Source organism: Enterobacter cloacae complex sp. P27C (genome assembly GCF_014895705.1).
Lineage (GTDB): Bacteria > Pseudomonadota > Gammaproteobacteria > Enterobacterales > Enterobacteriaceae > Enterobacter > Enterobacter bugandensis.
The window spans coordinates 263428-286272 of sequence record NZ_JADBQB010000007.1 but is presented as its reverse complement, the minus strand read 5'-3'; the positions used below and the strand labels follow the sequence as shown (position 1 = coordinate 286272).

Below are 22845 nucleotides of genomic sequence, written 5' to 3'. Positions count from 1 at the left end.
TAGAACGGCGGACTGTTAATCCGTATGTCACTGGTTCGAGTCCAGTCAGAGGAGCCAAATTTGAAAAGCCTGCTTTTAAAGCAGGCTTTTTGCTTTTCTGCGTCAAGTAAATGCAAAACGGCAACCTTATTGCCGTTTTTAGTGTTTTCACCCTCTCCCGTGGGAGAGGGATGGGGTGAGGGCATCATACCGCACGAAATTACATACGAACCGGCGCCGTCGCCGCCTCCAGCCACGAACGCGCCTCGCTATTCACCAGCGGCGTCAGCGCCTCACGTACCTGCTGATGATACTCATCCAGCCACTGCTTTTCCTGCTCGCTCAACAGATCCAGCTCGACCTGGCTTAAATCAATCGGGATCAGCGTCAGAGAAGCAAATTTGCAAAACCCCGGACGGCTCTCCACTATCTCCACCTGGTTTTCAATACGGATACCGTGGCTATCGCCCAGATAGTATCCCGGCTCAATGGTCATGATGTTCCCTGCCACCAGCGGCCACGGGTTGACCTTTTTGGCGATGCGATGCGGGTTTTCGTGGATCAGAAGCTGGTGGCCCACGCCGTGCCCGGTACCGTGATCGTAATCCAGCCCCATCTCCCACAGCGGACGACGCGCGAAAGCATCCAGCTGGTGCCCCTGCGTACCGGAAGGGAACTGCAGGGTAATCAGCGACAGAAAACCTCTCAGCACGGCGGTGTAGTGCAGACGCTGCTGCGAGGGGACATTACCCCACGCCAGCGTGCGCGTGGCATCGGTGGTGCCGTTAGCGTACTGACCGCCCGAATCGTTCAGGTAAAAATGGTTATGGCCGATGGGCTTGTTGCTGGCCTCGCTTGAATGATAGTGGCACATCGCCGCATTGCTCGAAGAGGCGGAAATGGTCGCGAAACTCTGCTCGATAAAATCGGGCTGCTGTTTGCGAAATGCCAGCTGCTGCGCCTGCACTTCCAGCTCCGTTAGCGGTTGTCCCGCCGCCGCACGCAGCGGCACTTCGCGGCTCAGCCAGGCCAGGAAGTTGACCCACGCGGCGCCGTCCTGGAGATGGCACTCGCGATACCCTGCCAGCTCGACCGGGTTTTTGGTAGCCTTAATTAGGGTAATGGGATCGGTTCGCCAGACAATTTCACCGCGCGGTTCAATGGCAAAACGCAGGGCCACCGGCGCGGAGTCGGCATCAACCATCACCCGCTTCCCTTCAGCAAGTTGCTGACAGCGCTCAATAAAGGTGTCCTGTGGCGCAATCGTGAAGGCGTTCAGAACTGCATCAGGGAGTTCTGCGAGCTTATTATCGTTAACAAACCACTCAACGCGGCCGTCGCGACCGAGCAGGGCAAATGAGAGCGGTACCGGACTGGTGGGGATATCTGAGCCGCGCACGTTGAGCAGCCACGCAATGTTATCCGGCAGCGTAACGGCCAGGTAGTCAGCGTTGTTCGCGGCCAGCACGGCGGCAACGCGCTGACATTTGTCTTCGCTGCTTTCACCGCTTATCGCAACCGGCATCTCACGGATAAGCCCCGCCGGTGCGGCAGGGCGATCGGTCCATAAGGCGTCAAACGGTGACGCATTCAGCGGCACGAGCGCGCACGGTGTGGCAGACAGCTGCGTAAACTCGGTATTCGTCATCAGCATTGGGTCGAAACCGATGCGCGTGCCCGCCGCGACGTTGGCCGTCAGCCAGTCTGCCAGCGGCTCGTTGTGCAGATGGTGGATCTCAACCTCATCCATATTCACCTGAACGCGGGCCTGCACCTGATAGCGCCCGTCGACGAACAGCAGCGCTTTATCCCTCAGTACCAGCGCGACGCCAGCAGAGCCGTTAAAGCCTGTCAGCCAGGCCAGCTTTTCGTCGTTCGACGCGCAATTCTCGCTTTGCCAGGCATCGGTGCGCGGAACGATCATCCCGTCGAGGCTGTTTTCCTGAAGCCACTGACGCAGGGCAGAGAGCGGAGTAGGGGTGTGCATGGTTTTTCCTTATTGTTATTAGCGGAACGGCGGCTCGTTGAAGGTGCGCAGCTTACGCGAATGCAGTCGGTCGCCTTCCGCCCGCAGCAGGTCGATGGCGCGAATGCCGATCTGCAAATGTTCGGAAATCGCCCCTTCATAGAAACGGTTGGCCTGACCCGGCAGCTTAATTTCGCCGTGCAGCGGCTTATCGGACACGCACAGCAGCGTGCCGTAAGGAACGCGGAAGCGATACCCCTGGGCGGCGATGGTGGCGCTCTCCATATCAATCGCCACCGCTCGGCTCAGGTTGAAGCGCAGCGCGGAGGCGGAGTAACGCAGCTCCCAGTTGCGGTCATCCGTTGTCACCACCGTACCGGTACGCAGGCGCTGCTTCACCTCTTCACCCGGCATGCCGCTCACCTCTTTGGTGGCGTCATACAGCGCGCGCTGTACTTCGGCGATGCTCGGGATTGGGATATCCGGCGGCAGTACCGCATCCAGCACATGGTCGTCGCGCAGATAGGCGTGGGCCAGCACGTAATCGCCAATCAGCTGGCTTTCGCGCAGGCCGCCGCAGTGGCCAATCATCAGCCACACGTCGGGGCGCAGCACCGCCAGATGGTCACAGATGGTTTTGGCGTTCGACGGACCGACGCCGATGTTGATCAGGGTGATCCCCTGACCGTCGGCGGTGATCAGGTGCCAGGCGGGCATCTGGTGTTTTTTCCACGCCAGATCGGAGATGGCCTGCTCGGGCGCTTCGGTCTCGGCGGTGATCCAGATCCCGCCCGCGCAGGAGAGGGCGATATATGGACTGTCCGGATCGAGGATTTGGCTACAGCCCCAGCGAACGAACTCGTCCACGTAGCGGGTGTAGTTGGTAAACAGCACAAACGGCTGGAAATGCTCGGCGGGCGTGCCGGTGTAGTGGCGCAGGCGCGCCAGGGAGAAATCCACCCGACGGGCGTCAAAGTGCGACAGGGGTGAAAACTCTGCCGGGTGATAAATCCCGTCAGCCGTCTCATCGCCAATCTGTGACAGTTCCGTCGTTGGGAAGTGGCGGGTCAGTCCCGCGCTCATGGAGCGGTCAAGAGTTAGCGCCGAACCGTCAATCACGTACGGATACGGGATCTCGTGCTGCGAAGGCTCCACGGCAATGTGCGCGCCGTAATCCTGATACAACAGCGTTAGCTGCTCTTCCAGATAGGGGCGGAACAGTGCAGGGCGGGTGACGGTGGTGCTGTAGCAGCCGGAGTGGGTAAAACGGGCGTAGGCGCGGGTTTTCGGCGTCGTGCTTGCGCTGCCGTCCCAGGTCACAGAGAGCGATGGATAAACAAAAAGGCCTTCGTTTCTGGCCTTTTGATCGGGAAGTTTCCCCGTTTCGATGTATTCGCTGATGGCGCTGCGCAGCGCGTTGACGGACTGTTCATACAGCGCGTCGAGTTTTTCCAGCGCCTGAGCCGGGGTCAGGCTGGAGCCCTTATTATTCATCTCTGTCTCCTTGTTCCACAGGTGTGCGACTCTATCCGATAGTATGTCACACGCCTGTGAAACAAAAGGGAGATCAGCGGTGGCTCGTCTCTTTCATCAGAAGCGCCGTCGCTGCCGACAGCAGGCAGCCGGCCAGCAGATAAATCGCCACGCTGTGCCAGTTACCGCCGGAGAAGGTCACCAGCGCGGCGGCAATAAACGGCGTAAACCCGCCGCCGACCACGCTTGCCACCTGGTAGCCCACGCCCGCGCCGCTGTAGCGGTAGCTGGCGCCGAACAGTTCGGTAAACATCGGCTGCTGCACGCAGACCACCATATCGTGGGCGATGTTGGCGAGCATAATGGCGAAGAAGACAATCCAGAACACAGACTGCGCCTCCAGCGCCATAAAGAACGGCCAGGCGCTGAGGGTCCCAATCAGCGCGCCGGTGATATAGACGCGGCGGCGACCAAACCGGTCCGCCAGCCAGGCGAAGCAGGGGATGGTCAGACAGCTTATCCCGCCAACCACCAGGCCGATATTCAGGAACAGTTCGCGCGGCAGGCCGAGATTCTGCGTCGAGTAGTTCAGCGCAAAGGCGGTGACGATATACATCGTCAGCAGCTCGCACAGGCGCAGGGCGATGATTTTCAGAAAAGCGCCAGGGTGCCGAATCAGGGCTTCCATCACCGGCAGCCGCTTTTTGACGGACGGCTCCTCACGCTGCTGCTGTTCGAACTCTGCCGACTCATCCATCCCGTTGCGGATCCACAGTGCGGCAATCACCAGCACGATACTGAAGATAAACGGGATGCGCCAGCCCCAGCTCAGAAACTGCTCGTCGGTGGTGAGCTGGCTGATTAACGACACCAGCCCGGTGGAAAGCAACAGCCCGACGCCGTACCCGACCTGCACGCCGCTGCTGTAAAACGCTTTCTTGTTTTTTGGCGCGCTCTCAACGGATAACAGCGCCGCGCCGCCCCATTCGCCGCCCACGGCGAAGCCCTGAATGGCGCGCAGCGTCACCAGCAGCACCGGCGCCCACCAGCCAATAGCGGAAAACGAAGGAAGAATGCCAATCAGCGCGGTGGCAATCCCCATCATCCAGACGGTAAGCATCAGCATCCGCTTGCGGCCAAGCCGGTCGCCGAAGTGGCCGAAAATCACCCCGCCCAGCGGGCGAAACAGAAAGCCAACGCCGAAGGTGGCAAACGCGGCGAGGGTGCCCATCGCGGGGCTAACCTGAGGGAAAAACTCGCGGTTAAACACCAGCGCGGCGGTGATGCCGTAGAGCAGAAAATCATACCAGTCGACGACGGCACCTGCGAAGCTGCCGAGTGCAGCGCGGCGGGCGCGATTGAGCGAAGGTGTCTCCTCGTTGGGACGATCGGAGATGAGGGTGGAGTCCATAGTTATCCTGTCCGTACTGTTTTTTATTATTGGTATAAGAAAATGTCACTCACATAGCTGCCGTCATATAAACGGAACCTCTGAGACTACCGCGACAAAACGCCTGAGAAAACGTTTTTATCTTTCCGATAGGCGCTGAATAAATAAATTTCATCTTCCCCTTCCTCGAGATAAATCCGTCTGTTTGGCTCCGGTTCGTGCTGAATGGATTACAGTAATAGATACCGCTGCGTGACTAAAGCTGAGGGAAAAACGATGCAACGTAACTTTTCGGCATTCTGGATGGTCCTGTTTTTATTCGCCGCACCGCTTCATGCCGAGCCGAAAGTCTATGGCGAACAGCGTATTAGCGGCTGGTGGAATGCGCTGACGGATAATATCTCCCAGACCTGGGAAGAGCCGCAACGTTACGATTTGTACCTGCCGTTTCTGAGCTGGCACGCCCGCTTTATGTACGACAAAGAAAAAACCGACGAGTACAACGAAATGCCGTGGGGCGGCGGCCTGGGCGTGTCCCGCTATAACGAAGAGGGCAACTGGAGCGCGCTTTTCGCAATGATGTTCAAGGACTCGCACAACGAATGGCAGCCCGCGATGGGCTATGGCTGGGAGAAGGGCTGGTATCTGGATAATGCCAAAGATTTCCGCCTTGGGCTCGGTGCCGCCGCGGGCATCACGGCGCGAGATGATTTTGCAAACTATGTGCCTCTGCCGTTCATCTTCCCGCTGTTTTCAGCTGGCTATAAGCGCGTTACCGTCCAGTTCACCTATATTCCCGGAACGTATAACAACGGCAACGTGCTCTTTGCCTGGCTGCGCTTAGGCTTTTAAAGGGTGATCACCTTTTTTGCCACGGCGTTAGACAAGACCAGCATGGAGAATAGAACAGAGGTGACGAACGTAAGCACAATCAGCGCCAGCTTCATGCCGAGAGAGGTCACCGGTATCAGCGCCGTCAGCAGATGAAACACCGAGTAGTGCACAATATATACGCCGGTCATCGTTTTGCTGATGGCGGCCAGAATGGACTCCTTTAATTCAGCATTGCGGCGAAAGCGAACGCCGTTCGCCGCAATCACCAGGGCAATAATCAGGATGTAGATCTGCGAGCCGGTGAGAATAAAGGCGTTTCTGTCGGCCTTAAACAGGGCAAAAAAGAAGTGGCGCTCGTAAAACCAGGTGAAGAGATAGATAAACGGGATGGCGACAACCGCCGCCCGAACCACGTTTTTGCGGCTTATCCACTCGGCGACTTTTGGGTCGCAGAAGAGCTGCCCGGTCAGATAAAACAGCAGCCATGTCCACAGCCGATACTGCGGCGAAAGCGAAAGGACGTGCGTTTCAGGATAAAGCGCCGATAACAGATCGTATCCGTAGGAAAAGCACAGCAGAGCAGCAATCGCGCCGCAGAACAGCGATCTCCGCTGGCTAAGCCACTCCACCGCCGGGTGGAAGGTGTAAATCACGACAAAGGCGAACACGAACCAGGGCTGAATTAAATACCCGCGCTGATAAGGCTCCCACAGGTAGTAGATCGTTATCCAGAACAGAAAAACAATCACCAGACTTTTTATTTTACCCAGCTGCCAGCGTGTGCCGTGCCGGGATTGCCCGTCGAGATAGCCCGACACCACAAAGAACAGCGGCGTGGCGATGGTCGAGATAAAGGTTAAAAAGCCCAGGATCCAGTGATAGTCATAGTCATAATGATCCCAGGTATTGTAGATGGTGAAGAAGGTGACCGCCGTCATACAGCCCAGCGTCTTGATAATGTTCAGCCCTGTCGCATTCATTGTTGTTTGGCTTCGTCCTTACGATGGAAACACGCATAGATCACGGGGAGTACCAGTAGCGTCAGGATTGTAGCAAACCCCAGTCCAAACATAATCACAACGGCCATGCTCTGGAAGAAAACATCCAGCAGCAGCGGTGCCAGGCCAAGTACGGTCGTGAACGCGGTGAGCAGGATAGGGCGCAGGCGCGAGGTGGCGGCATAAACGATCGCGCTGTGCTGATCCTTGTGCGTTTTCTGCTGTTCAATCTCTTCCACCAGCACGATGCCGTTGCGGATGAGCATTCCGCTCAGGCTCAGCAGACCAATCAGCGCCATAAAGCCAAAGGGAATGCCGGTAATTAAAAATCCTGGCGTGACGCCAATCAACGCCAGCGGTACGGTCAGCCAGATCGCGACGGCATTTTTTACCGAGCTGAACATCAGCACTGTAATAACAAACATCACCAGATACCCGAGAGGTAGCGTAGTGAACAGTCCTTGCTGCGCTTCGCTGGAGTTTTCCGCGTCGCCCCCCCACTCGATGCTGTAGCCGTGTGGCAGGGGAAGGGCATCCACCTGCGGCTTCACGCGGGCGAGAATATCACCGGAGGTTTGCTGGCTCAGCGGGTCCGGATCCGTCTGAACCGTTAGTACCCGCGAGCGGTCGCGTCGAAGGATGAGCGGATCTTCCCACTCCAGCGTGAAGCTGCTAACGACGTTACTCAGCGGGATATACTGCTGTCGCGCATGGCTCCACACCAGCACGTTGTTCAGGTGGCTGGCGTCCAGCCTTTCGCTTTCCGGAGGCCTCACCACCACGGGCAGCAGGTCACTGCCTTCCCGATACAACCCCGCCCGGCTGCCGGAGAAATTCATCTCCAGCGCGTTGTCGACGTCCTGCTTATCCACGCCAAGCTCGCGTCCCAGCGCGGCGACGTACTGCGGACGGATCACTTTGCTGCGGTTTTGCCAGTCGTTTCGGACGCTCCCCGTGGCCGGGTCGCGCGCCAGGATATCGTCCACCTGGCTGGCAATCAGACGCAGCCTGTCAGGATCCGGGCCTTTAATGCGCACTTCAATGGCGCTGTCGCCGGAGGGCCCAAACATCACCCGTTTCGTGCTGGCGTTGACCTGCGGGTAGTTACGCGCGATGTACTCATCCACGTAGCGCGTCAGCGCGGAGATGCTGCGCTGGTCATCCATTCGCACCATGATCTGCGCGTAGTTGCTGTATTGCCGCTGTCCGCTGTAGGTCAGAATAAAGCGCATGCTCCCCTGACCGATGGTCGAGACGGTGGTTTCCACGCCGGGCCGTCCCTTGATGGTTTTCTCAATGTCGCCGGTCATTTTCTCGGTCCATTTGATATCGGTCCCGTAGGGTAACCAGAGGTCGACAAAGAAAATCGGCGTATTGGACGACGGGAAAAAGTTTTGCCGCACCGCGCCAAACCCCCAGACAGACGCGGCCAGCAGGGCGGCCATCACTACCAGCGTCGGCGCTTTATGGTGCAGCAGTGCGTTCAGCAGGTGCTGGTAAAGGCGGTAGAGACGTTTGTCGTAAGGATCTGACTCGTCAGTAGTGTCCGGCGCGCTGTCGTTTTTAAACAACCACCACTTAATCAGCACCGGGGTGAGGGTGAGCGCCGAGAACCAGCTCAGCATCAAGGAAATCAGCAGCACCTGGAACAGAGATTTACAGTATTCCCCGGTGGAATCCTGCGATAGCCCGATAGGGGCAAACGCAAGGATGGCGATCACCGTCGCCCCCAGCAGCGGCAGGGCGGAGCGGCGAATGATGTTGTTAACGGCGGTTAACAGCGGGGAGCCCTGCTGCCGGGCAATCAACACCCCTTCGACAATCACGATGGCGTTATCCACCAGCATGCTGAGGGCGATAATCAGCGCCCCGAGCGAGATGCGCTGTAGCTCAATGCCACACAGATACATAATCAGCAGCGTGCCCAGCACGTTAAGGGCGAGAGAAACCGCGATGATGATCCCGCTGCGTACGCCCATAAAGATCAGCAGCACGCCGATGACAATCGCCAGCGCCATCAGGAAGTTAATAATAAAACCGTTAACAGAGTGGCCCACTTCGGCTGCCTGATCGTAAAACAGATCTATCTGTATGCCTGCCGGTTTTTCCGCCGACATCTGGTTTAGCTTCGCCTCCAGCGCGTGGCCCACGTCGATCACGTTCACGCCGGGAATAAACGAGACGCCCATGGTGACGGCTTTTTTGCCGTTGGCATGGTAGATACTGGCGGGCGATTCGTTCAGCCCGCGCGACAGCGTGGCGATATCCCGCAGGCGCGTCGCCGCCCCGGTGCCGGAAGGCGTGATGATGAGATCCGCCAGTTCATCGAGATTCTCGAACTCACCGGTGGGGTGCAGACGAATGGATTCGCTGCCCGAGGTGATTTCTCCGGCGCTGGAAACGACGTTGAGCCTGCTGAGCAGGGCGGAAAGCTGGTTCAGCGTAATGCCGCGCGCGGCCATTTTGGTCAGGGAAATATCGATGTTGACCTGTTGGCTAATGGCCCCGCCGATGGCGACCTTCGCGACGCCGGGAACGAGAATCAACGCGCGGCGCAGCTGCTCTGCATATCTCACCAGTTCAGGATTACTGAATTCATCCCCGGAAATGGCGAAGAAGAAGCCGAACACGTCGCCGAAATCGTCATTCACAAAGGGCGTGACGACGCCGGGCGGGAACTGACGCGAGGCATCGCCCACTCGGCGGCGCAGCTCATCCCAAATCTGCGGCAGTTCGTTCGAGTGATAGCGTGAAGCGATGTTAACGGTGATTTGCGACAGCCCGTTTGATGAGATGGAGCTCACGTTGTCCAGATAAGGCAGCTGCTGAAGGGCATTCTCCAGCGGCAGCGTCACCTCTTCTTCAACCTGCTGAGCGGATGCGCCGGGGTAGTGGGTAACCACCACAGCGGTTTTGATGGTAAAGGCGGGATCTTCCAGCCTGCCGATATTCAACAGGGCGAAAACCCCCCCAATGCCCAGCAGCAGAATCGTTAGCCAGACGCGAACCGGGTTATTAATAAATTGACGAGTGATATCCATTACAGTCCCCGCTCACGCGTCCAGATACGCACCGGCTGGTTAGCATGGAGCTCTCCCACGCCTGCGGCCACCACGCGCTCGCCCGCCTTAAGCCCGCTGGTGATCGTCACGCCTTCGGTTATCACTTGCCCCACGCTGACCTTGCGGTCTTCAAGATGGAGCGTGTCGCCTTCTCCCGCCACAACCCAGACGTGCGGCTCATTGCGTGGGCTGTTGTCCGGGTTAAAGACGGCCTCAACCGGTACAACCAGCGCCTGAGCGTCCGCGCCAGCCGGGAGGTTGGTTAAATTGATGGTCACCGTACCGCTTACGCCACCGACGGCGGGAAAATCATCTGGTCGCGGCATGGTCAGTATCACCTGCCAGGTCAGGGTATTACTGTCGCTGCTGCCCGAGTGCTCTTTGTAGACGGCGGTAAATTCCCGATCCGGAATGGCGTTAATTCTCACGACCGGACGATACTGCGCGTTGCGGATATCAAAGGTCTTAAACAGGTTTTCAGGGATGCTGAACACCACGTCAAGCAGATCGGTGCGGGTTAACGTCGCGATGGGCTGACCGGCAGACACCACCTGATGGTTTCGGACATGTACGCTGGCCGCCGTCCCGCTGAAGGGGGCGACGAGCGTCATCTGATTCAACTCTTCTCGGGCAATCTGCAGCGCCGCATTCGCCGAATCGCGGTTCGCACGCTGCACGTCCATTTCGGCTTTCGAAATCGCCTGGCGGCCCGCCAGCGTCTGGAAGCGATCGAACTGCCTCTGGGCCAGCGTCGCCGCCGTCTGCCTGTCGTTAACCCGCTGCTGGGCTTCACGGGCGTTCAATCTTGCAAGCTGTTGGCCCTGCTTGATGGCTGCGCCCTGACGCACATCGAGCGCTTCAATTTGACCAGCGCGCTTGAAGGAAAGGTCTGTGGCATCGCCCGATTCAATGCGGGCGGGAAAAACGCGCTGCTGGGCATGACCGGGAACCGTCACCTCCGCCACTTTAACCATTCTGGGCAGGGGGGAGGCTTGTTCAGGTTTAGGATCGCACGCCGTGAGCGTTAACAAAACGAACGGTAAAAGAGAGAGGTAGCGGTTCACTGTATTCCCCTAATAAATAACTGTTTTATTTATTCCATAACCTGGACAGGGGTGACACTATTCTGCCAGAACAGTGACGACCATATAGGTAAATAAACCAATCGCCGTGCTGGCGATAATGGCAAGCGCAATAAACATACCCAGTCGGATCAGGCTTATGCCATACATACATTCCTCCATGAGCCGGAAGCGGTAACTCACTATGAGCATAGTCGGCGAAAAGATAAATGTTAAATAACCATTAGCAGTGGGGACGCGCTAAACCTGAAATTCCTGTGCTACGTTTAATATTATTCATCTCTTTTACCGTAACTGGCATTAAGGGCAACCCCCTGCATTTAATGCGTTTTTTTTTGCTTCATTCACTCTCATGTTGGTTATAAAAAGGATGCTCGATATGTATAAAAACATTCTCGTTCCGGTGGATGTCTACGAGACAAGCCTGGCGGATAAAGCGTTGCAGCATGCACAGTTTCTGGCGCAAAGCGCATTGGGTGACATTCATTTGCTGCACGTCATGCCAAAATTTTCAGCCGAGCTGACGCGCGGTTTTATTTCAGATGCGCGAAAGATGGATGAATATATGATTAATAATTCAAAAGAAAAACTGTCTGACCTGGTCAAAAAATTGAATTTGCCAGAAGAGCGCGTTCACCTCCATGTTCGCAGCGGAAATGTTCGTGATGAGGTTATTAAGCTGGCGGATGAACTTGCTGCTGGCGCGATTATCGTCGGCTCCCGCAATCCAAATATTCAAACCCATTTGTTAGGATCGGAGGCGGCAAGTATTGTTCGTTACGCCCATGTTCCTGTTTTCGTTATTCGTTAATTTCATGAAAGCAAGGTGATTTCTGAATAGAACCTGAGGAAGTAACAATGAAAACAGGAAAACCTGAACGTCCGTATTATCAACAAACCGTTGATGAAACCCTGTCGAATATCCACTCCACTCTGGAAGGACTTAGTGGTACTGAGGCATCAGCCCGACTTCAGCAGCATGGTGAGAATGCGTTACCGCAAAAAAAGGGCAAACCCGCCTGGCTGCGCTTCCTGGCGCATTTTAACGATGTACTGATTTACGTTCTGCTGGTGGCCGCGTTGCTTAAGCTCTTTATGGGCCACTGGGTAGACATGTTTGTGATCCTTGGGGTTGCCATCATTAACGCGCTGATCGGCCATATCCAGGAGAGCAATGCTGAGAAATCGTTGCAGAGTATTCGCAATATGCTCTCCAGCGAAGCCGTGGTGGTACGACAGGGGAATCATGAAACGATCCCCACTACGGCGCTGGTCCCGGGCGATATCGTGGTGATCCGCGCCGGGGATCGTATCCCTGCGGACCTGCGCGTGATTGAGGCGCATAACCTTCGCGTGGAGGAGGCCATCCTGACTGGCGAATCCACCGTTGTTGAGAAAAACAGCGATGCGTTAAGCGGGGAACTGCCCTTAGGCGATCGCTATAATCTGCTCTACTCAGGCACCACCGTCAGCTCCGGCGGCGGTAAAGGCGTGGTGGTGGCCACCGGGGGGGAGACCGAGCTTGGCCACATCAACCAGATGATGTCCGACATTGAAAAGCACCGCACGCCGCTGATGGTGCAGATGGACAAGCTCGGTAAGACCATTTTCATCACTATCCTGGTGATGATGGTAGCGCTGTTCGTCTTTAGCCTCCTGTTCCGGGATATGCCGGTTTCTGAACTGGTGCTGTCGCTTATCAGCCTCGCCGTTGCCGCCGTGCCGGAAGGCCTGCCGGCCATCATTTCCATCATCCTTTCGCTTGGCGTACAGGCCATGGCGCGTCGTAAGGCCATTATTCGCAAGTTGCCCACGGTGGAAACCCTGGGCGCAATGACGGTCATCTGCTCGGATAAAACCGGCACCCTGACGATGAATGAAATGACGGTCAAAGCGGTGATTACCGCTGACACGACCTATCGCGTGGAGGGCGACAGCTACGAACCGGTGGGGAATATTCACCCCGTAGATGACGCGACCCCCGTCAGCGTGACGCAGGGTTCCCTGCTGGAACGCTACCTGCGCACCATTGACCTCTGTAATGACAGCCAGCTGATCAAAGACGAGCAGGGGCTGTGGAAAATCACCGGAGGACCAACCGAGGGCGCCCTGAAGGTGCTGGCGGCGAAAATCCCGCTCCCACCGCTTGATACGGAAATGCGCAGTAAAATCCCGTTTGATTCGCAGTATAAATACATGTCCACGCTCTACCGACTGGGTGAAGAAGAGGCGATTTTAATCACCGGCGCGCCGGACGTCCTGTTCCGCCTCTGCCAGTACCAGCAGACGAATGACGGACTGCAGCCGTTCGATCAACCTTACTGGGAAGGGAAGATTGAAGAGTATGCCCGGGAAGGGCTGCGCATGGTGGCGGCGGCCTGGAAACCTGCCCGCGAGGGACAGCGCGATCTGGATCACCCGGACCTCCATGATGGCGTGATCCTGCTGGGTATTGCAGGAATGATGGATCCGCCGCGTCCGGAGGCCATTACCGCGATTGCCGACTGTCTGCAGGCCGGGATTCGCGTGAAAATGATCACCGGCGACCACCCGCAAACGGCCATGAGCATCGGGCAAATGCTGGGGATTGGTAACGCCGCAAGCGCAATCACCGGACGTGAGCTGGAGGCGATGGACGACCGTCAGCTGAGCGACGCCGCGCAGCAGTACGATATTTTCGCCCGAACCAGCCCGGAGGATAAGTTCCGCCTCGTGCAGGCCCTGCAAAGTAAACAGGAAGTGGTGGGCATGACCGGGGATGGCGTAAACGATGCCCCGGCGCTCAAGCGGGCGGATGTGGGTATCGCCATGGGAATTAAGGGGACTGAGGTCACCAAGGAAGCCGCCGACATGGTGTTAACGGATGACAACTTTGCCACCATTGCCAGTGCGGTCCACGAGGGACGGCGGGTTTACGATAACCTGAAAAAAACAATTCTGTTCGTTATCCCGAGCAACATCGCGCAGGCCCTGCTGATCATCATCGCGCTGCTGGCGGGGAACCTGATTCCGCTGACGCCGGTCTTGATCCTGTGGATGAACATGGCGACGTCGGCAACCCTGTCGTTTGGCCTGGCGTTTGAAGCGGGTGAGAAGGACATCATGAACCGGCCACCGCGCAAGGCGAATCTGCATGTGATGGACGGCTACGCTATCTGGCGCGTGGTGTTTGTCGGTCTGATGATTGCCATTAGCGCCTTTGTGCTGGAAGCCTGGCTACAGCCGCGCGGCTACTCGGCGGAATTCATCCGCACCGTGCTGCTGCAAACCCTGGTGACCGCGCAGTGGTTCTACATGCTCAACTGTCGCGTTAATGACGGCTTCTCGCTGAGCAAAGGTCTGCTGGCGAATAAAGGGATTTGGATCGTGAGCGGCGTACTGCTTGCGCTACAGCTTCTTATCATTTACGCCCCGTTCATGCAGATGCTGTTTGGCACCGAAGCGCTGCCGTTCCGCTACTGGGTCATTACCTTCCTGATTGGTTTTGTGATGTTCCTTATTGTCGAGGCGGAAAAAGTGCTGACGCGCAGATGGCGTAAAATCGAAGCGTAATAGCGTAAACTGAGAAAGCCTGCCTGAGTCCAGGCTTTCTCTTTTGTGAGCACAGGAAATTATGATGCGACTTACCTGGTTCGTCCTTACGCTGTGTGCCGCTGTTCCCAGTGCGTTTGCCGTAACCTATACCCTACCGCCGGAAGGCAGTCGGCTGGTGGGAACCCCGATTACCATCACCGTTCCCGAGCGCAATACGTTACCGCTTGAGGCCTTTGCTGCACAGCACGGGCTGGGGCTCAGCAATATGCTGGAAGCGAACCCGGGCGTGGATCCTTTTTTGCCCAAATCCGGCACCCGGCTGGTCATTCCTCAGCAGCTGATTTTACCCGACACCGTGCGCGAGGGGATTGTCGTTAACGTGGCGGAAATGCGTCTTTACTATTACCCGCCGGGCAGCAATACCGTCGAAGTACTGCCCATCGGCATTGGTCAGGCCGGTCGCGAAACCCCGCGTAACTGGGTCACGGCGGTTGAGCGCAAGCAGGAGGGCCCCACCTGGTCACCTACGCCGAACACGCGTCGTGCCTATGCGGCAGAGGGGAAAACGCTGCCCGCCTTCGTGCCCGCCGGGCCGGATAACCCGATGGGGCTGTATGCGATATATATCGGCAGGCTATATGCCATACACGGCACAAACTCCAATTTCGGCATTGGGCTGCGGGTGAGCCAGGGCTGTATTCGTCTGCGTAACAACGACATTAAATATCTTTTCGATAATGTCCCCGTGGGCACCCGCGTGCAGCTTATCGATCGGCCCGTTAAGGTGACCACGGAGCCGGACGGCAGCCGCTGGGTGGAGGTTCACGAACCGCTGTCGCGTAATCGGGCGGAATTTGAATCGAGCCGGAAAGTGCCTCTGCCCATCTCCGCCGCACAGCAGACACAGTTGATAAACGAGGGGGCGGGCGCTGAACTGGAACGGCGGTCGGGGATGCCGGTTAAAATCGGCATGTAAGGGCATAGTGCGGGCTGGTGCCCTCACCCCAACCCTCTCCCACGGGAGAGGGGGAACACACTAAAAACGGCAACCCAGTTGCCGTTTTGCATTTACCTTGCGCAGAAAAGCAAAAAGCCTGCTACAAAAGCAGGCTTTTCAAATTTGGCTCCTCTGACTGGACTCGAACCAGTGACATACGGATTAACAGTCCGCCGTTCTACCGACTGAACTACAGAGGAATCGTGTGAACGGGGCGCATATTATCGACCTGCGTTCGCCTTGTCAAAGGGTGGATCAGCGCCTTTTGATCGTTTGCTGACAAAATCGGCAAAATGATGTTTTTGACAGCACAATGCACCGTAATGGTGCGGATATACCTCTAATGGGGCAGATCGTAAACTGCTGTTTCAGTAATAAATCACCCCTCCATGATTAGGTTTGCTTATTTTCAGGCGGTTAGCGAACAATTCAGACCGCACGGTAAAAGTGGCATTCATATTGCAAAACCTGTTCAACAACGACAGCCGGTTCCGGCAATGCATTTCGAACAGGGGGCAAAATGAACTTAAGACGACTGAAATACTTCGTAAAAATCGTCGATATCGGCAGCCTGACTCAAGCGGCAGAAGTGCTGCACATCGCGCAGCCTGCGCTGAGCCAGCAGGTGGCTACTCTGGAAGGCGAGATGGATCAGCAGTTACTGATCCGCACCAAACGCGGCGTCACGCCAACGGAAGCAGGCAAGATCCTGTATACCCATGCCCGCACTATCCTGCGTCAGTGTGAACAGGCGCAGCTGGCGGTGAACAACGTGGGCCAGACCCTGAGCGGGCACGTTTCTATCGGGCTGGCGCCGGGAACGGCGGCGTCCTCTATTACGATGCCGCTTCTGCAGGCCGTCCGCGCTGAGCTTCCGGAAGTGCTTGTCTATCTGCATGAAAACAGTGGCTCTGTACTGAATGACAAGCTGCTCAACGGCCAGCTGGACATGGCGGTCCTTTACGATCGCTCCCCGGTTGCCGGGATCACCAGCCAGCCGCTGCTGAAAGAAGATCTCTACCTCGTGGGTACCCGCGACTGTCCGGGCCAGAGCGTCGATCTTACCGCCGTGGCAGAGATGAACCTCTATCTGCCGCGCGACTACAGCGCCGTGCGCGTGCGTGTGGACGAAGCTTTCTCCCTGCGCCGCCTGACGGCCAAAATCATCGGCGAAATCGACTCGATCTCCACGCTGACCGCGGCCATTGCCAGCGGAATGGGTGTCACCGTACTGCCGGAATCCGCCGCGCGCTCGCTGTGCGGTGCGGCAAACGGCTGGATGGCGCGGATCACCACGCCTTCGATGAGCCTGCCGCTGTCGCTGAACATGTCCGCTCGCGGCTCGCTGTCGCCTCAGGCGCAGGCGGTAAAAGAGATTTTAATGTCGCTGGTCAGCAAGCCGTCGCTTGAGAACCGTGAGCTCCAGCTCGTGAGCTGATATTCCATAAAAGCATAAGATGCTGGTTTTTATTATTTGTTCTGCAGCTCGGCTGACTCTAACAATAGAGCTATGTCAGATGCGCCGGAGTGAATCGTGAATTTCCAGCAACTTAAAATTATCCGTGAGGCGGCCAGGCGGGACTACAACCTGACCGAGGTCGCCAATATGCTTTATACCTCTCAGTCCGGCGTCAGCCGCCATATCCGCGAGCTGGAAGAGGAGCTGGGCATAGAGATCTTTATCCGCCGCGGCAAGCGGCTGCTCGGCATGACGGAGCCGGGTAAAGCATTGCTCACCATCGCGGAGCGGATCCTCAACGAGGCCAGCAACGTGCGTCGCCTGGCGGATCTCTTCACCAACGATGCCTCGGGCGTGCTCACCATCGCCACCACCCACACCCAGGCGCGCTACAGCCTGCCGCCGGTGATTAAAGCGTTCCGCGAACTTTTCCCTGACGTCCGTCTGGAGCTTATCCAGGGCACGCCGCAGGAAATTGAAGTGCTGCTGCAAAACGGTGGGGCAGATATCGGCATTGCCAGCGAGCGGTTGAGCAACGACCCGCTGCTGGTGGCCTTCCCCTGGTTCCGCTGGTACCACAGCCTGTTGCTCCCGCTCGATCATCCGTTGAATCAGGTTTCACCGCTGACGCTGGAAGCGATCGCGAAATGGCCGCTGATTACGTATCGCCAGGGCATAACCGGACGCTCGCGCATAGACGAGGCCTTCAACCGTAAAGGATTAACGCCGGACATCGTGCTGAGCGCGCAGGATTCTGACGTGATCAAAACCTACGTCGAGCTGGGTCTGGGCATTGGCCTGGTGGCGGAACAGTCCAGCGGCGAACGCGAAGACGGGAACCTGGTGCGCCTGGATACGCGGCATCTGTTTGACGCCAATACAGTGTGGCTGGGCCTGAAGCGCGGGCAGCTGCAGCGCAACTATGTGTGGCGCTTTATCGAGCTGTGCAATGCCGGGCTGTCGGTGGATGAGATTAAACGGCAGGTGATGGAGCCGGAAGAAGTGGCGATTGATTATCAGATTTAGGTTTGGGCTTGCCAGGTAGCGCTGCCGAATCAGGGGGCAGGGATGTCGTCACTTATTGTAAGTTGTGGGGACATGCCGCTGCATCAACTCAACGATCCAGTCAATAAAAACGCGCAGTTTAGCGTTGACGTGGCGGTTAGGCGGGAATGCCAGGTACAGGGACATTGGAGCGATACGCCAGCGTTCAAATAGCGGAATCAAGGCACCGCGAGCCTGATGTGCTGCCGCCATATAGACCGGCAGCGCAATCACGCCCAATCCCGCTAGCCCAGCTTCGAGGTAAGCATTGCCATCATCCACAGCAAGCACATAGTTGCCCGTAATTTCAATACGTTCACTCTCACCGTGCAGCACCAGAGGATCAATCTTACCGGTGCGTGAGGACAAGAATCCCACGATGCGATGGTCCGTGTTTTCCAGCTCTCGCGGATGCGCGGGGGCACCGAGGCGTTCCACATAACTCGGTGCGACGTAAACACCGATTTGCAAATCGCCGACATGGCGCGCGATCAGTGACTGGTCATTGATTTCGCCACCCCGCAGGACGCAATCCACGTTGTCGCCGATCAGATCCACCACCCGGTCACTTACGCCCATATCAAACTGGATATCAGGGTAGCGCGCGTGAAAAGCCGGTAGCGCGGGCACCAGCACAAGGCGGGCGAGAGGAGTGGGCACATCCACCCTTAACCGTCCCCTGGGCGTCATCGCCGCACTGGACAGGCTGTTTTCTGCATCTTCCATGTCCGCCAGCAGGCGGATAACGCGCTCGTAGTAGACCGCGCCATCGGGAGTGACGCCGAGCCTGCGGGTGGTGCGATGGAGTAGCTTGACGCGCAGGCGCGCTTCCAGCTGCTGAATAAGCTGCGTCACCGTGGTTTTGCTCATATGGAGCGTTTGGGCAGCCTTCGTGAAGCTGCCTGCCTCCACCACGCGAGCAAAGGCGCGCATCGCATCAAAACGATCCATCCCATGTCCTCTCTTTTCACCGATTGTTTGGATATTACAAACAATGATGGACAAAGTCGCCTGTTTATCCCTCTGCTTCAGCAGCTGTAAAGTCTCTTTACGTTCACCGGGTAGAGTTTGCCCCATTACAAAGGTACACATATGACAATACGCGAAGCCGTTTTTCCCTTCGGGCGCCAGGCGCTCTATGAGCGCAATCGCTATTCACCCGCCATCAAATCTAATGGCTTCTTGTTTGTTTCGGGGCAGGTGGGTAGCCGGGAAGATGGTTCGCCTGAAGAGGATATAAAAGCGCAGATCCGTCTGGCGTTTGATAACCTTAATGCTGTTCTCACGGCTGCCAGCTGCACGTTCGATGACGTAGTTGACGTTACCCTTTTTGTTGTCGATCCCGAGTCAAACCTCGACGCTATCTGGAGTGTCCTGCCAGAATACTGGGGGGAGGCACCTTACCCAACCTTGACCGGGATCGGCGTGACGTGGCTGTACGGATTCCAGTTTGAGATAAAGGTGATTGCCAGGCTACCCTGAGCGTTACGGATCTTTCTGACGGTCAAAAGACGAGACAGAGGAAAATTTATGAAGGCAGCGGTTTATGACGAGGAAGGCGCTCCCGGCGTCCTGCAATATGTCGATGTTCCGGATCCGGTCGCAGGGCCTGACGATGTGCTGATTTCAGTCGAGGCTATCTCGATTGAAGGGGGAGATCTGATCAACCGACGTTCAACTCCGCCGCCTTTTCCTTCATGGATCGTTGGCTACGCGGCCGCGGGGACGGTGGTTGCCGTCGGGTCGAAAGTCCGTAGCCGCAAGGTTGGAGACAGAGTGACTGCTTTTAGCATGCAGGGATCGCATGCGGAACGTTGGGCTGTGCCTGCGGAACGAACCTGGCTTATACCAGACGGAGTGGATGCAGCAGAAGCGGCGGTGGTACCGATCTCCTTTGGAACAGCATATCACTGCCTCTTCACACGAGGCATGCTCCGGCACGGAGAAACCGTTCTGATTCAGGCTGCAGCGGGTGGCGTGGGGCTCGCGGCCGTTCAGCTTGCCTCACAAGCTGGCGCGACGGTCATCGCCGTGGCAAGCGGAACGCAGCGAAAAAACCGTTTGCTGGAACTGGGGGCCGATCATGTTGTGGATCGTGTAGAGAATAACGTCGTGGAGAGTGTCCGACAGGTCACTCGTGGCACCGGTGTTAACCTCGTCATCGATCCGGTAGGGACGACGTTGCCTGCGTCGCTTTCTGCACTCGCGCCGGAAGGGCGTCTCGTTTTCGTCGGTAATGCGGGCGGTGGCAGCCTGACAGCCGACTTATGGCCGGCAATGCAGTCTAACCAGACGCTCATGGGGGTATTCATGGGCCCCCTTTTTGAAAGGCCTGAGGTTCGGGCAAGCGTGGACGAGATGTTGCAGGCTGTAGCGGCAGGGCGCATCAGGGTTGTCATTGATCGAATCTTCCCCCTGGCTAACGCCGCCGCGGCCCATGAATACGCCGAGACAGCGAAACCGCTTGGCCGTATTGTTATGAAGCCATGATGGGGGGACCTCAACCTGGCTCCGAAATTCTCCCGATGCGGAGGGGAAAATGAAAAGCAAAAAGCCTGCTTCAAAAGCAGGCTTTTCAAATTTGGCTCCTCTGACTGGACTCGAACCAGTGACATACGGATTAACAGTCCGCCGTTCTACCGACTGAACTACAGAGGAATCGTGTGAACGAGGCGCATATTATCGACCTCGGTACGCCTTGTCAAAGGGTGAAAACGCGCTTTTTGTTCGTTTGCCGACTATTTCAGCAAATCGCTGATTTTATAGCAAATTCGCGTTGAAATTACACAACGAAATGCGCCGCCCGCAGGCGGCGCGAAGGATCAGAACAGTACGGAGTAGTTCAGACCAAACGTACGTCCGCGGCCTTTATAGGTGTACAGGCCCGGTGCACCGTAGGTTGGGCTATACAGCCCCGGCGCGCGCTGGCCCCAGGCGGTGGTGTAGTCTTTGTCCAGCAGGTTTTCCACGCTGAAGCTGACTTTCCCCACCGGCAGGGCGTAGCTGCCCAGGAAATCTACCGTGTTATAGCCATCGATCTTCTTGCCGTCAGCGTCAGACACGTCAAAGGTCTGCGTGCTCTGCACGCGCAGGGTCCAGTCGCCCGGCGCCCAGTTGACCCATGTGCTGGCTTTCGACGGGCTGGCGCTGTCGACCGTCAGCTTCTCCCACTTACCGTTTTCGCGGGTTTCAGACTTGATGGCGTTAAAGTTCGCGCCGGTGCTCCAGTCGCTGTCGGTGAAGAAATAGTCCACCTGGCCTTCAATCCCGTAGATACGACGCTTGTCGTCTTCCAGGTTGATGGTCATATCCGTCTTGTTGATGGTGATGGTTTTATCCGAGAGCGAGTAATACGCCGCTACCTGCGTGCGCAGGTTGTCACCAGTGTAGCGCCAGCCCAGCTCGTAGGCATTGACCTTGATGCCGTCGAGCGTTGAGTCGTTGACGTTCACGCTGTTCAGCAGGCGATAGTGGCCGTTGCTGAGTTGGTAGGTGCCGGAGCCGTAGTACTTCGCCAGGTCAGGAATTTCAAAGCCCTGGGAGAAGTTAAACCACAGCTGCTGCTGTTCGGTCAGGCGACCGAGGATCCCGGCGTTAAACAGGAAGTTGTTGTAATCGGTTTTCCCGCCCGGCACCGCGTCGGCGGAGGTGGCTTTCCCGGTGGCGATGGCCTGCTGCTGGGCGTAACCGACAAAGTCGTCCACCTTGTTCTCGGTGTACTGGTAGCGCACGCCGCCGCTCAGGGTGATGGCGTCAATGTCGTAGCTCGCCTGCAGGAACGGGGCGAGATTGGTGATGCTGTAGCCAGGATAACGGCCCACGTTGTAGGCGTTGTCCAGCTCCATGCCGCCGCTCGCCGCCGCTTTGCTCAGGTCAAAGAACTGCTGGTTGGCATCGAACGTTTCGTGGTCGGCATCGACACCCCAGGTCAGCGTCAAATCGTCCACCGGCTTGCTGTTCAGTGTCAGCTTGCCGCCGTAAAAATCGGTTTTCTGCTGCGACGCGCCGATGCTGCTCACCACGCCTTTGGTCAGGGTCGGGAACGGGTAGTAGGTCAGGCTCTCGTCACGGTAGTAAATCTGCGCGACCAGATCCTGGCCCCAGAAATCAGTATTAGAGTACTGCAGGTTAATCAGATGGCGCTCGGTGCCCGGCACGCGGTCAGAGTCGAGATTATCCTTGTTGTACGCGGTGGCATCGCCCGTTACCGCCGAGAAGTTCTTCCCGAGATACAGCCCATGCTTGCCGTCGGATTCGCTCTTGTAGTACTGGGTAGTGAGCTGCAGCTGCTGGTGATCGTCGATGTTGAGGGTGCCTGTTCCCATCACATCAATACGGTCGGAATACTGTAGGCCGGTCTGGGTGTTGTCGATGATCACCTCGTCGCCGTTGCCGTCATACCAGCCGCCGTAGCGCTGATACGACACCGACAGACGACCGGAGGCGTTGTCGTTGCCGCCGCTGACCGCAGCCGACACGTTCTCATCGTGGTCATTGTGGCTGTTAAACCCGCTTTTTGCTCCGGTCTGGAACTCAACTTCGGTCTCCGGCTGGCCCTTTTTGGTGACGATGTTCACCAGGCCGCCGGTGCTGCCGCCGCCGTACAGTGACGTGGCGCCGGAGATGACTTCGATGCGGTCAATGTTGAACGGGTCGATGGAGTCGAGCTGGCGGCTGTCGCTGCGGGACGAGTTCAGGCGTACGCCGTCCACCATCACCATCATGGAGCGGCCGCGCAGGTTCATTCCGTAGTTGGTACGCCCCTGGCTGCTGACGTCCATACCCGGGATCAGCTGCGCCAGCACCTCTTTAATCTCTTTCCCGCCCTGAACCTGCTGCTCGATCTCAGAGCGTTCTATGACCCAGGTGGTCTGCGCCATCTCGGCCACGCTGCGGTGCGCGCGGCTGGCAGAGACCACGATATTTTCTTCCTTTTGTTCTTCCGCCCACGCAGAGGTAGAAAGCATTGCAAGCAAGCAAGGATTTAAAACCCAAAGATGAGAACGTTTCATTGTTATGTTGATCCT

16 protein-coding genes and 2 tRNA genes are annotated in these 22845 nt (G+C 57.1%); 8 read left to right on the top strand and 10 right to left on the bottom strand.

Going from position 1 to position 22845, the window contains the following annotated elements; genetic code table 11:
- Positions 1–199: 199 nt before the first annotated feature.
- The 3 genes from IM291_RS16685 to shiA form a co-directional block, all read right to left on the bottom strand.
- Positions 200–1966: an aminopeptidase P family protein gene (locus IM291_RS16685; RefSeq protein WP_192987329.1), complete on the bottom strand. Its 1767-nt coding sequence runs from the start codon at positions 1964–1966 to the stop codon at positions 200–202.
- An 18-nt stretch (positions 1967–1984) separates the two neighbouring features.
- On the bottom strand, positions 1985–3439 hold the full coding sequence (locus IM291_RS16680; RefSeq protein WP_041909184.1) for an AMP nucleosidase: 1455 nt from the start codon (positions 3437–3439) through the stop codon (positions 1985–1987).
- Positions 3440–3512: 73 nt separating this feature from the next.
- Complete coding sequence (gene shiA, locus IM291_RS16675; protein WP_047367875.1) at positions 3513–4829, bottom strand: shikimate transporter; 1317 nt, start codon at positions 4827–4829, stop codon at positions 3513–3515.
- Between the two features lie 255 nt (positions 4830–5084).
- Between shiA and pagP the strand changes: the two genes are divergently transcribed.
- The gene (pagP, locus tag IM291_RS16670) at positions 5085–5660 is read left to right on the top strand and encodes a lipid IV(A) palmitoyltransferase PagP (protein WP_192987327.1); all 576 of its coding nucleotides are present in this window, start codon (positions 5085–5087) and stop codon (positions 5658–5660) included.
- Here the strand turns inward: pagP and IM291_RS16665 are convergent.
- The 3 genes from IM291_RS16665 to IM291_RS16655 are packed head-to-tail and all read right to left on the bottom strand — an operon-like array spanning position 5657 to position 10766.
- Complete coding sequence (locus IM291_RS16665; RefSeq protein ID WP_045629806.1) at positions 5657–6622, bottom strand: acyltransferase; 966 nt, start codon at positions 6620–6622, stop codon at positions 5657–5659. The genes pagP and IM291_RS16665 overlap by 4 nt on opposite strands.
- Positions 6619–9681: an efflux RND transporter permease subunit gene (locus IM291_RS16660; protein ID WP_192987325.1), complete on the bottom strand. Its 3063-nt coding sequence runs from the start codon at positions 9679–9681 to the stop codon at positions 6619–6621. The genes IM291_RS16665 and IM291_RS16660 overlap by 4 nt, the downstream gene beginning before the upstream one ends.
- Positions 9681–10766: an efflux RND transporter periplasmic adaptor subunit gene (locus IM291_RS16655; protein WP_028013746.1), complete on the bottom strand. Its 1086-nt coding sequence runs from the start codon at positions 10764–10766 to the stop codon at positions 9681–9683. Before IM291_RS16655 ends, IM291_RS16660 begins: the two co-directional genes overlap by 1 nt.
- Before the next feature lie 397 nt (positions 10767–11163).
- Here IM291_RS16655 and IM291_RS16650 point away from each other — a divergent pair, with 397 nt between their 5' ends.
- From IM291_RS16650 to ldtA, 3 genes are all read left to right on the top strand, one after another.
- The gene (locus tag IM291_RS16650) at positions 11164–11595 is read left to right on the top strand and encodes a universal stress protein (protein WP_028013745.1); all 432 of its coding nucleotides are present in this window, start codon (positions 11164–11166) and stop codon (positions 11593–11595) included.
- 47 nt (positions 11596–11642) lie between these two features.
- On the top strand, positions 11643–14336 hold the full coding sequence (locus tag IM291_RS16645; RefSeq protein WP_192987324.1) for a cation-transporting P-type ATPase: 2694 nt from the start codon (positions 11643–11645) through the stop codon (positions 14334–14336).
- A gap of 61 nt (positions 14337–14397) precedes the next feature.
- Positions 14398–15294: a L,D-transpeptidase gene (gene ldtA / locus IM291_RS16640; RefSeq protein WP_045260382.1), complete on the top strand. Its 897-nt coding sequence runs from the start codon at positions 14398–14400 to the stop codon at positions 15292–15294.
- A gap of 145 nt (positions 15295–15439) precedes the next feature.
- Here the strand turns inward: ldtA and IM291_RS16635 are convergent.
- Positions 15440–15515, bottom strand: a tRNA-Asn gene (locus tag IM291_RS16635).
- A gap of 320 nt (positions 15516–15835) precedes the next feature.
- Between IM291_RS16635 and nac the strand changes: the two genes are divergently transcribed.
- Positions 15836–16753 (top strand): nitrogen assimilation transcriptional regulator NAC, encoded by a 918-nt coding sequence (gene nac, locus IM291_RS16630; protein WP_028013742.1) that lies wholly within the window; start codon positions 15836–15838, stop codon positions 16751–16753.
- 96 nt (positions 16754–16849) lie between these two features.
- Positions 16850–17800 carry an HTH-type transcriptional regulator Cbl gene (gene cbl / locus IM291_RS16625; RefSeq protein ID WP_048998856.1) on the top strand — a complete coding sequence of 317 codons (951 nt, stop codon included), beginning with the start codon at positions 16850–16852 and terminating at the stop codon, positions 17798–17800.
- Between the two features lie 48 nt (positions 17801–17848).
- On the opposite strand, the gene IM291_RS16620 is transcribed toward cbl, so the two are convergent.
- Positions 17849–18769, bottom strand: a complete 921-nt coding sequence (locus tag IM291_RS16620) for a LysR family transcriptional regulator (protein ID WP_192987322.1) — start codon at positions 18767–18769, stop codon at positions 17849–17851.
- Between the two features lie 141 nt (positions 18770–18910).
- Here IM291_RS16620 and IM291_RS16615 point away from each other — a divergent pair, with 141 nt between their 5' ends.
- Both IM291_RS16615 and IM291_RS16610 read left to right on the top strand, forming a co-directional pair.
- Complete coding sequence (locus tag IM291_RS16615; RefSeq protein WP_059358451.1) at positions 18911–19300, top strand: RidA family protein; 390 nt, start codon at positions 18911–18913, stop codon at positions 19298–19300.
- Between the two features lie 48 nt (positions 19301–19348).
- Positions 19349–20308, top strand: a complete 960-nt coding sequence (locus IM291_RS16610) for a zinc-binding alcohol dehydrogenase family protein (RefSeq protein ID WP_192972130.1) — start codon at positions 19349–19351, stop codon at positions 20306–20308.
- Positions 20309–20400: 92 nt separating this feature from the next.
- Here IM291_RS16610 and IM291_RS16605 read toward each other — a convergent pair.
- A tRNA-Asn gene (locus IM291_RS16605) sits at positions 20401–20476 on the bottom strand.
- A gap of 164 nt (positions 20477–20640) precedes the next feature.
- Positions 20641–22830, bottom strand: coding sequence for a TonB-dependent siderophore receptor (locus IM291_RS16600; protein ID WP_192987321.1), 2190 nt, complete (start codon positions 22828–22830; stop codon positions 20641–20643).
- Between the last annotated feature and the right edge of the window lie 15 nt (positions 22831–22845).

Bases quoted from the DNA above. Each gene is read 5' to 3' on its own strand.
- IM291_RS16620 (WP_192987322.1), bottom strand. From the start codon at position 18,769: ATGGATCGTTTTGATGCGATGCGCGCCTTTGCTCGCGTGGTGGAGGCA.
- pagP (WP_192987327.1), top strand. From the start codon at position 5,085: ATGCAACGTAACTTTTCGGCATTCTGGATGGTCCTGTTTTTATTCGCC.
- IM291_RS16680 (WP_041909184.1), bottom strand. From the start codon at position 3,439: ATGAATAATAAGGGCTCCAGCCTGACCCCGGCTCAGGCGCTGGAAAAA.
- shiA (WP_047367875.1), bottom strand. From the start codon at position 4,829: ATGGACTCCACCCTCATCTCCGATCGTCCCAACGAGGAGACACCTTCG.
- IM291_RS16645 (WP_192987324.1), top strand. From the start codon at position 11,643: ATGAAAACAGGAAAACCTGAACGTCCGTATTATCAACAAACCGTTGAT.
- IM291_RS16650 (WP_028013745.1), top strand. From the start codon at position 11,164: ATGTATAAAAACATTCTCGTTCCGGTGGATGTCTACGAGACAAGCCTG.
- ldtA (WP_045260382.1), top strand. From the start codon at position 14,398: ATGATGCGACTTACCTGGTTCGTCCTTACGCTGTGTGCCGCTGTTCCC.
- IM291_RS16665 (WP_045629806.1), bottom strand. From the start codon at position 6,622: ATGAATGCGACAGGGCTGAACATTATCAAGACGCTGGGCTGTATGACG.
- IM291_RS16615 (WP_059358451.1), top strand. From the start codon at position 18,911: ATGACAATACGCGAAGCCGTTTTTCCCTTCGGGCGCCAGGCGCTCTAT.
- nac (WP_028013742.1), top strand. From the start codon at position 15,836: ATGAACTTAAGACGACTGAAATACTTCGTAAAAATCGTCGATATCGGC.
- IM291_RS16600 (WP_192987321.1), bottom strand. From the start codon at position 22,830: ATGAAACGTTCTCATCTTTGGGTTTTAAATCCTTGCTTGCTTGCAATG.
- IM291_RS16660 (WP_192987325.1), bottom strand. From the start codon at position 9,681: ATGGATATCACTCGTCAATTTATTAATAACCCGGTTCGCGTCTGGCTA.
- IM291_RS16610 (WP_192972130.1), top strand. From the start codon at position 19,349: ATGAAGGCAGCGGTTTATGACGAGGAAGGCGCTCCCGGCGTCCTGCAA.
- IM291_RS16685 (WP_192987329.1), bottom strand. From the start codon at position 1,966: ATGCACACCCCTACTCCGCTCTCTGCCCTGCGTCAGTGGCTTCAGGAA.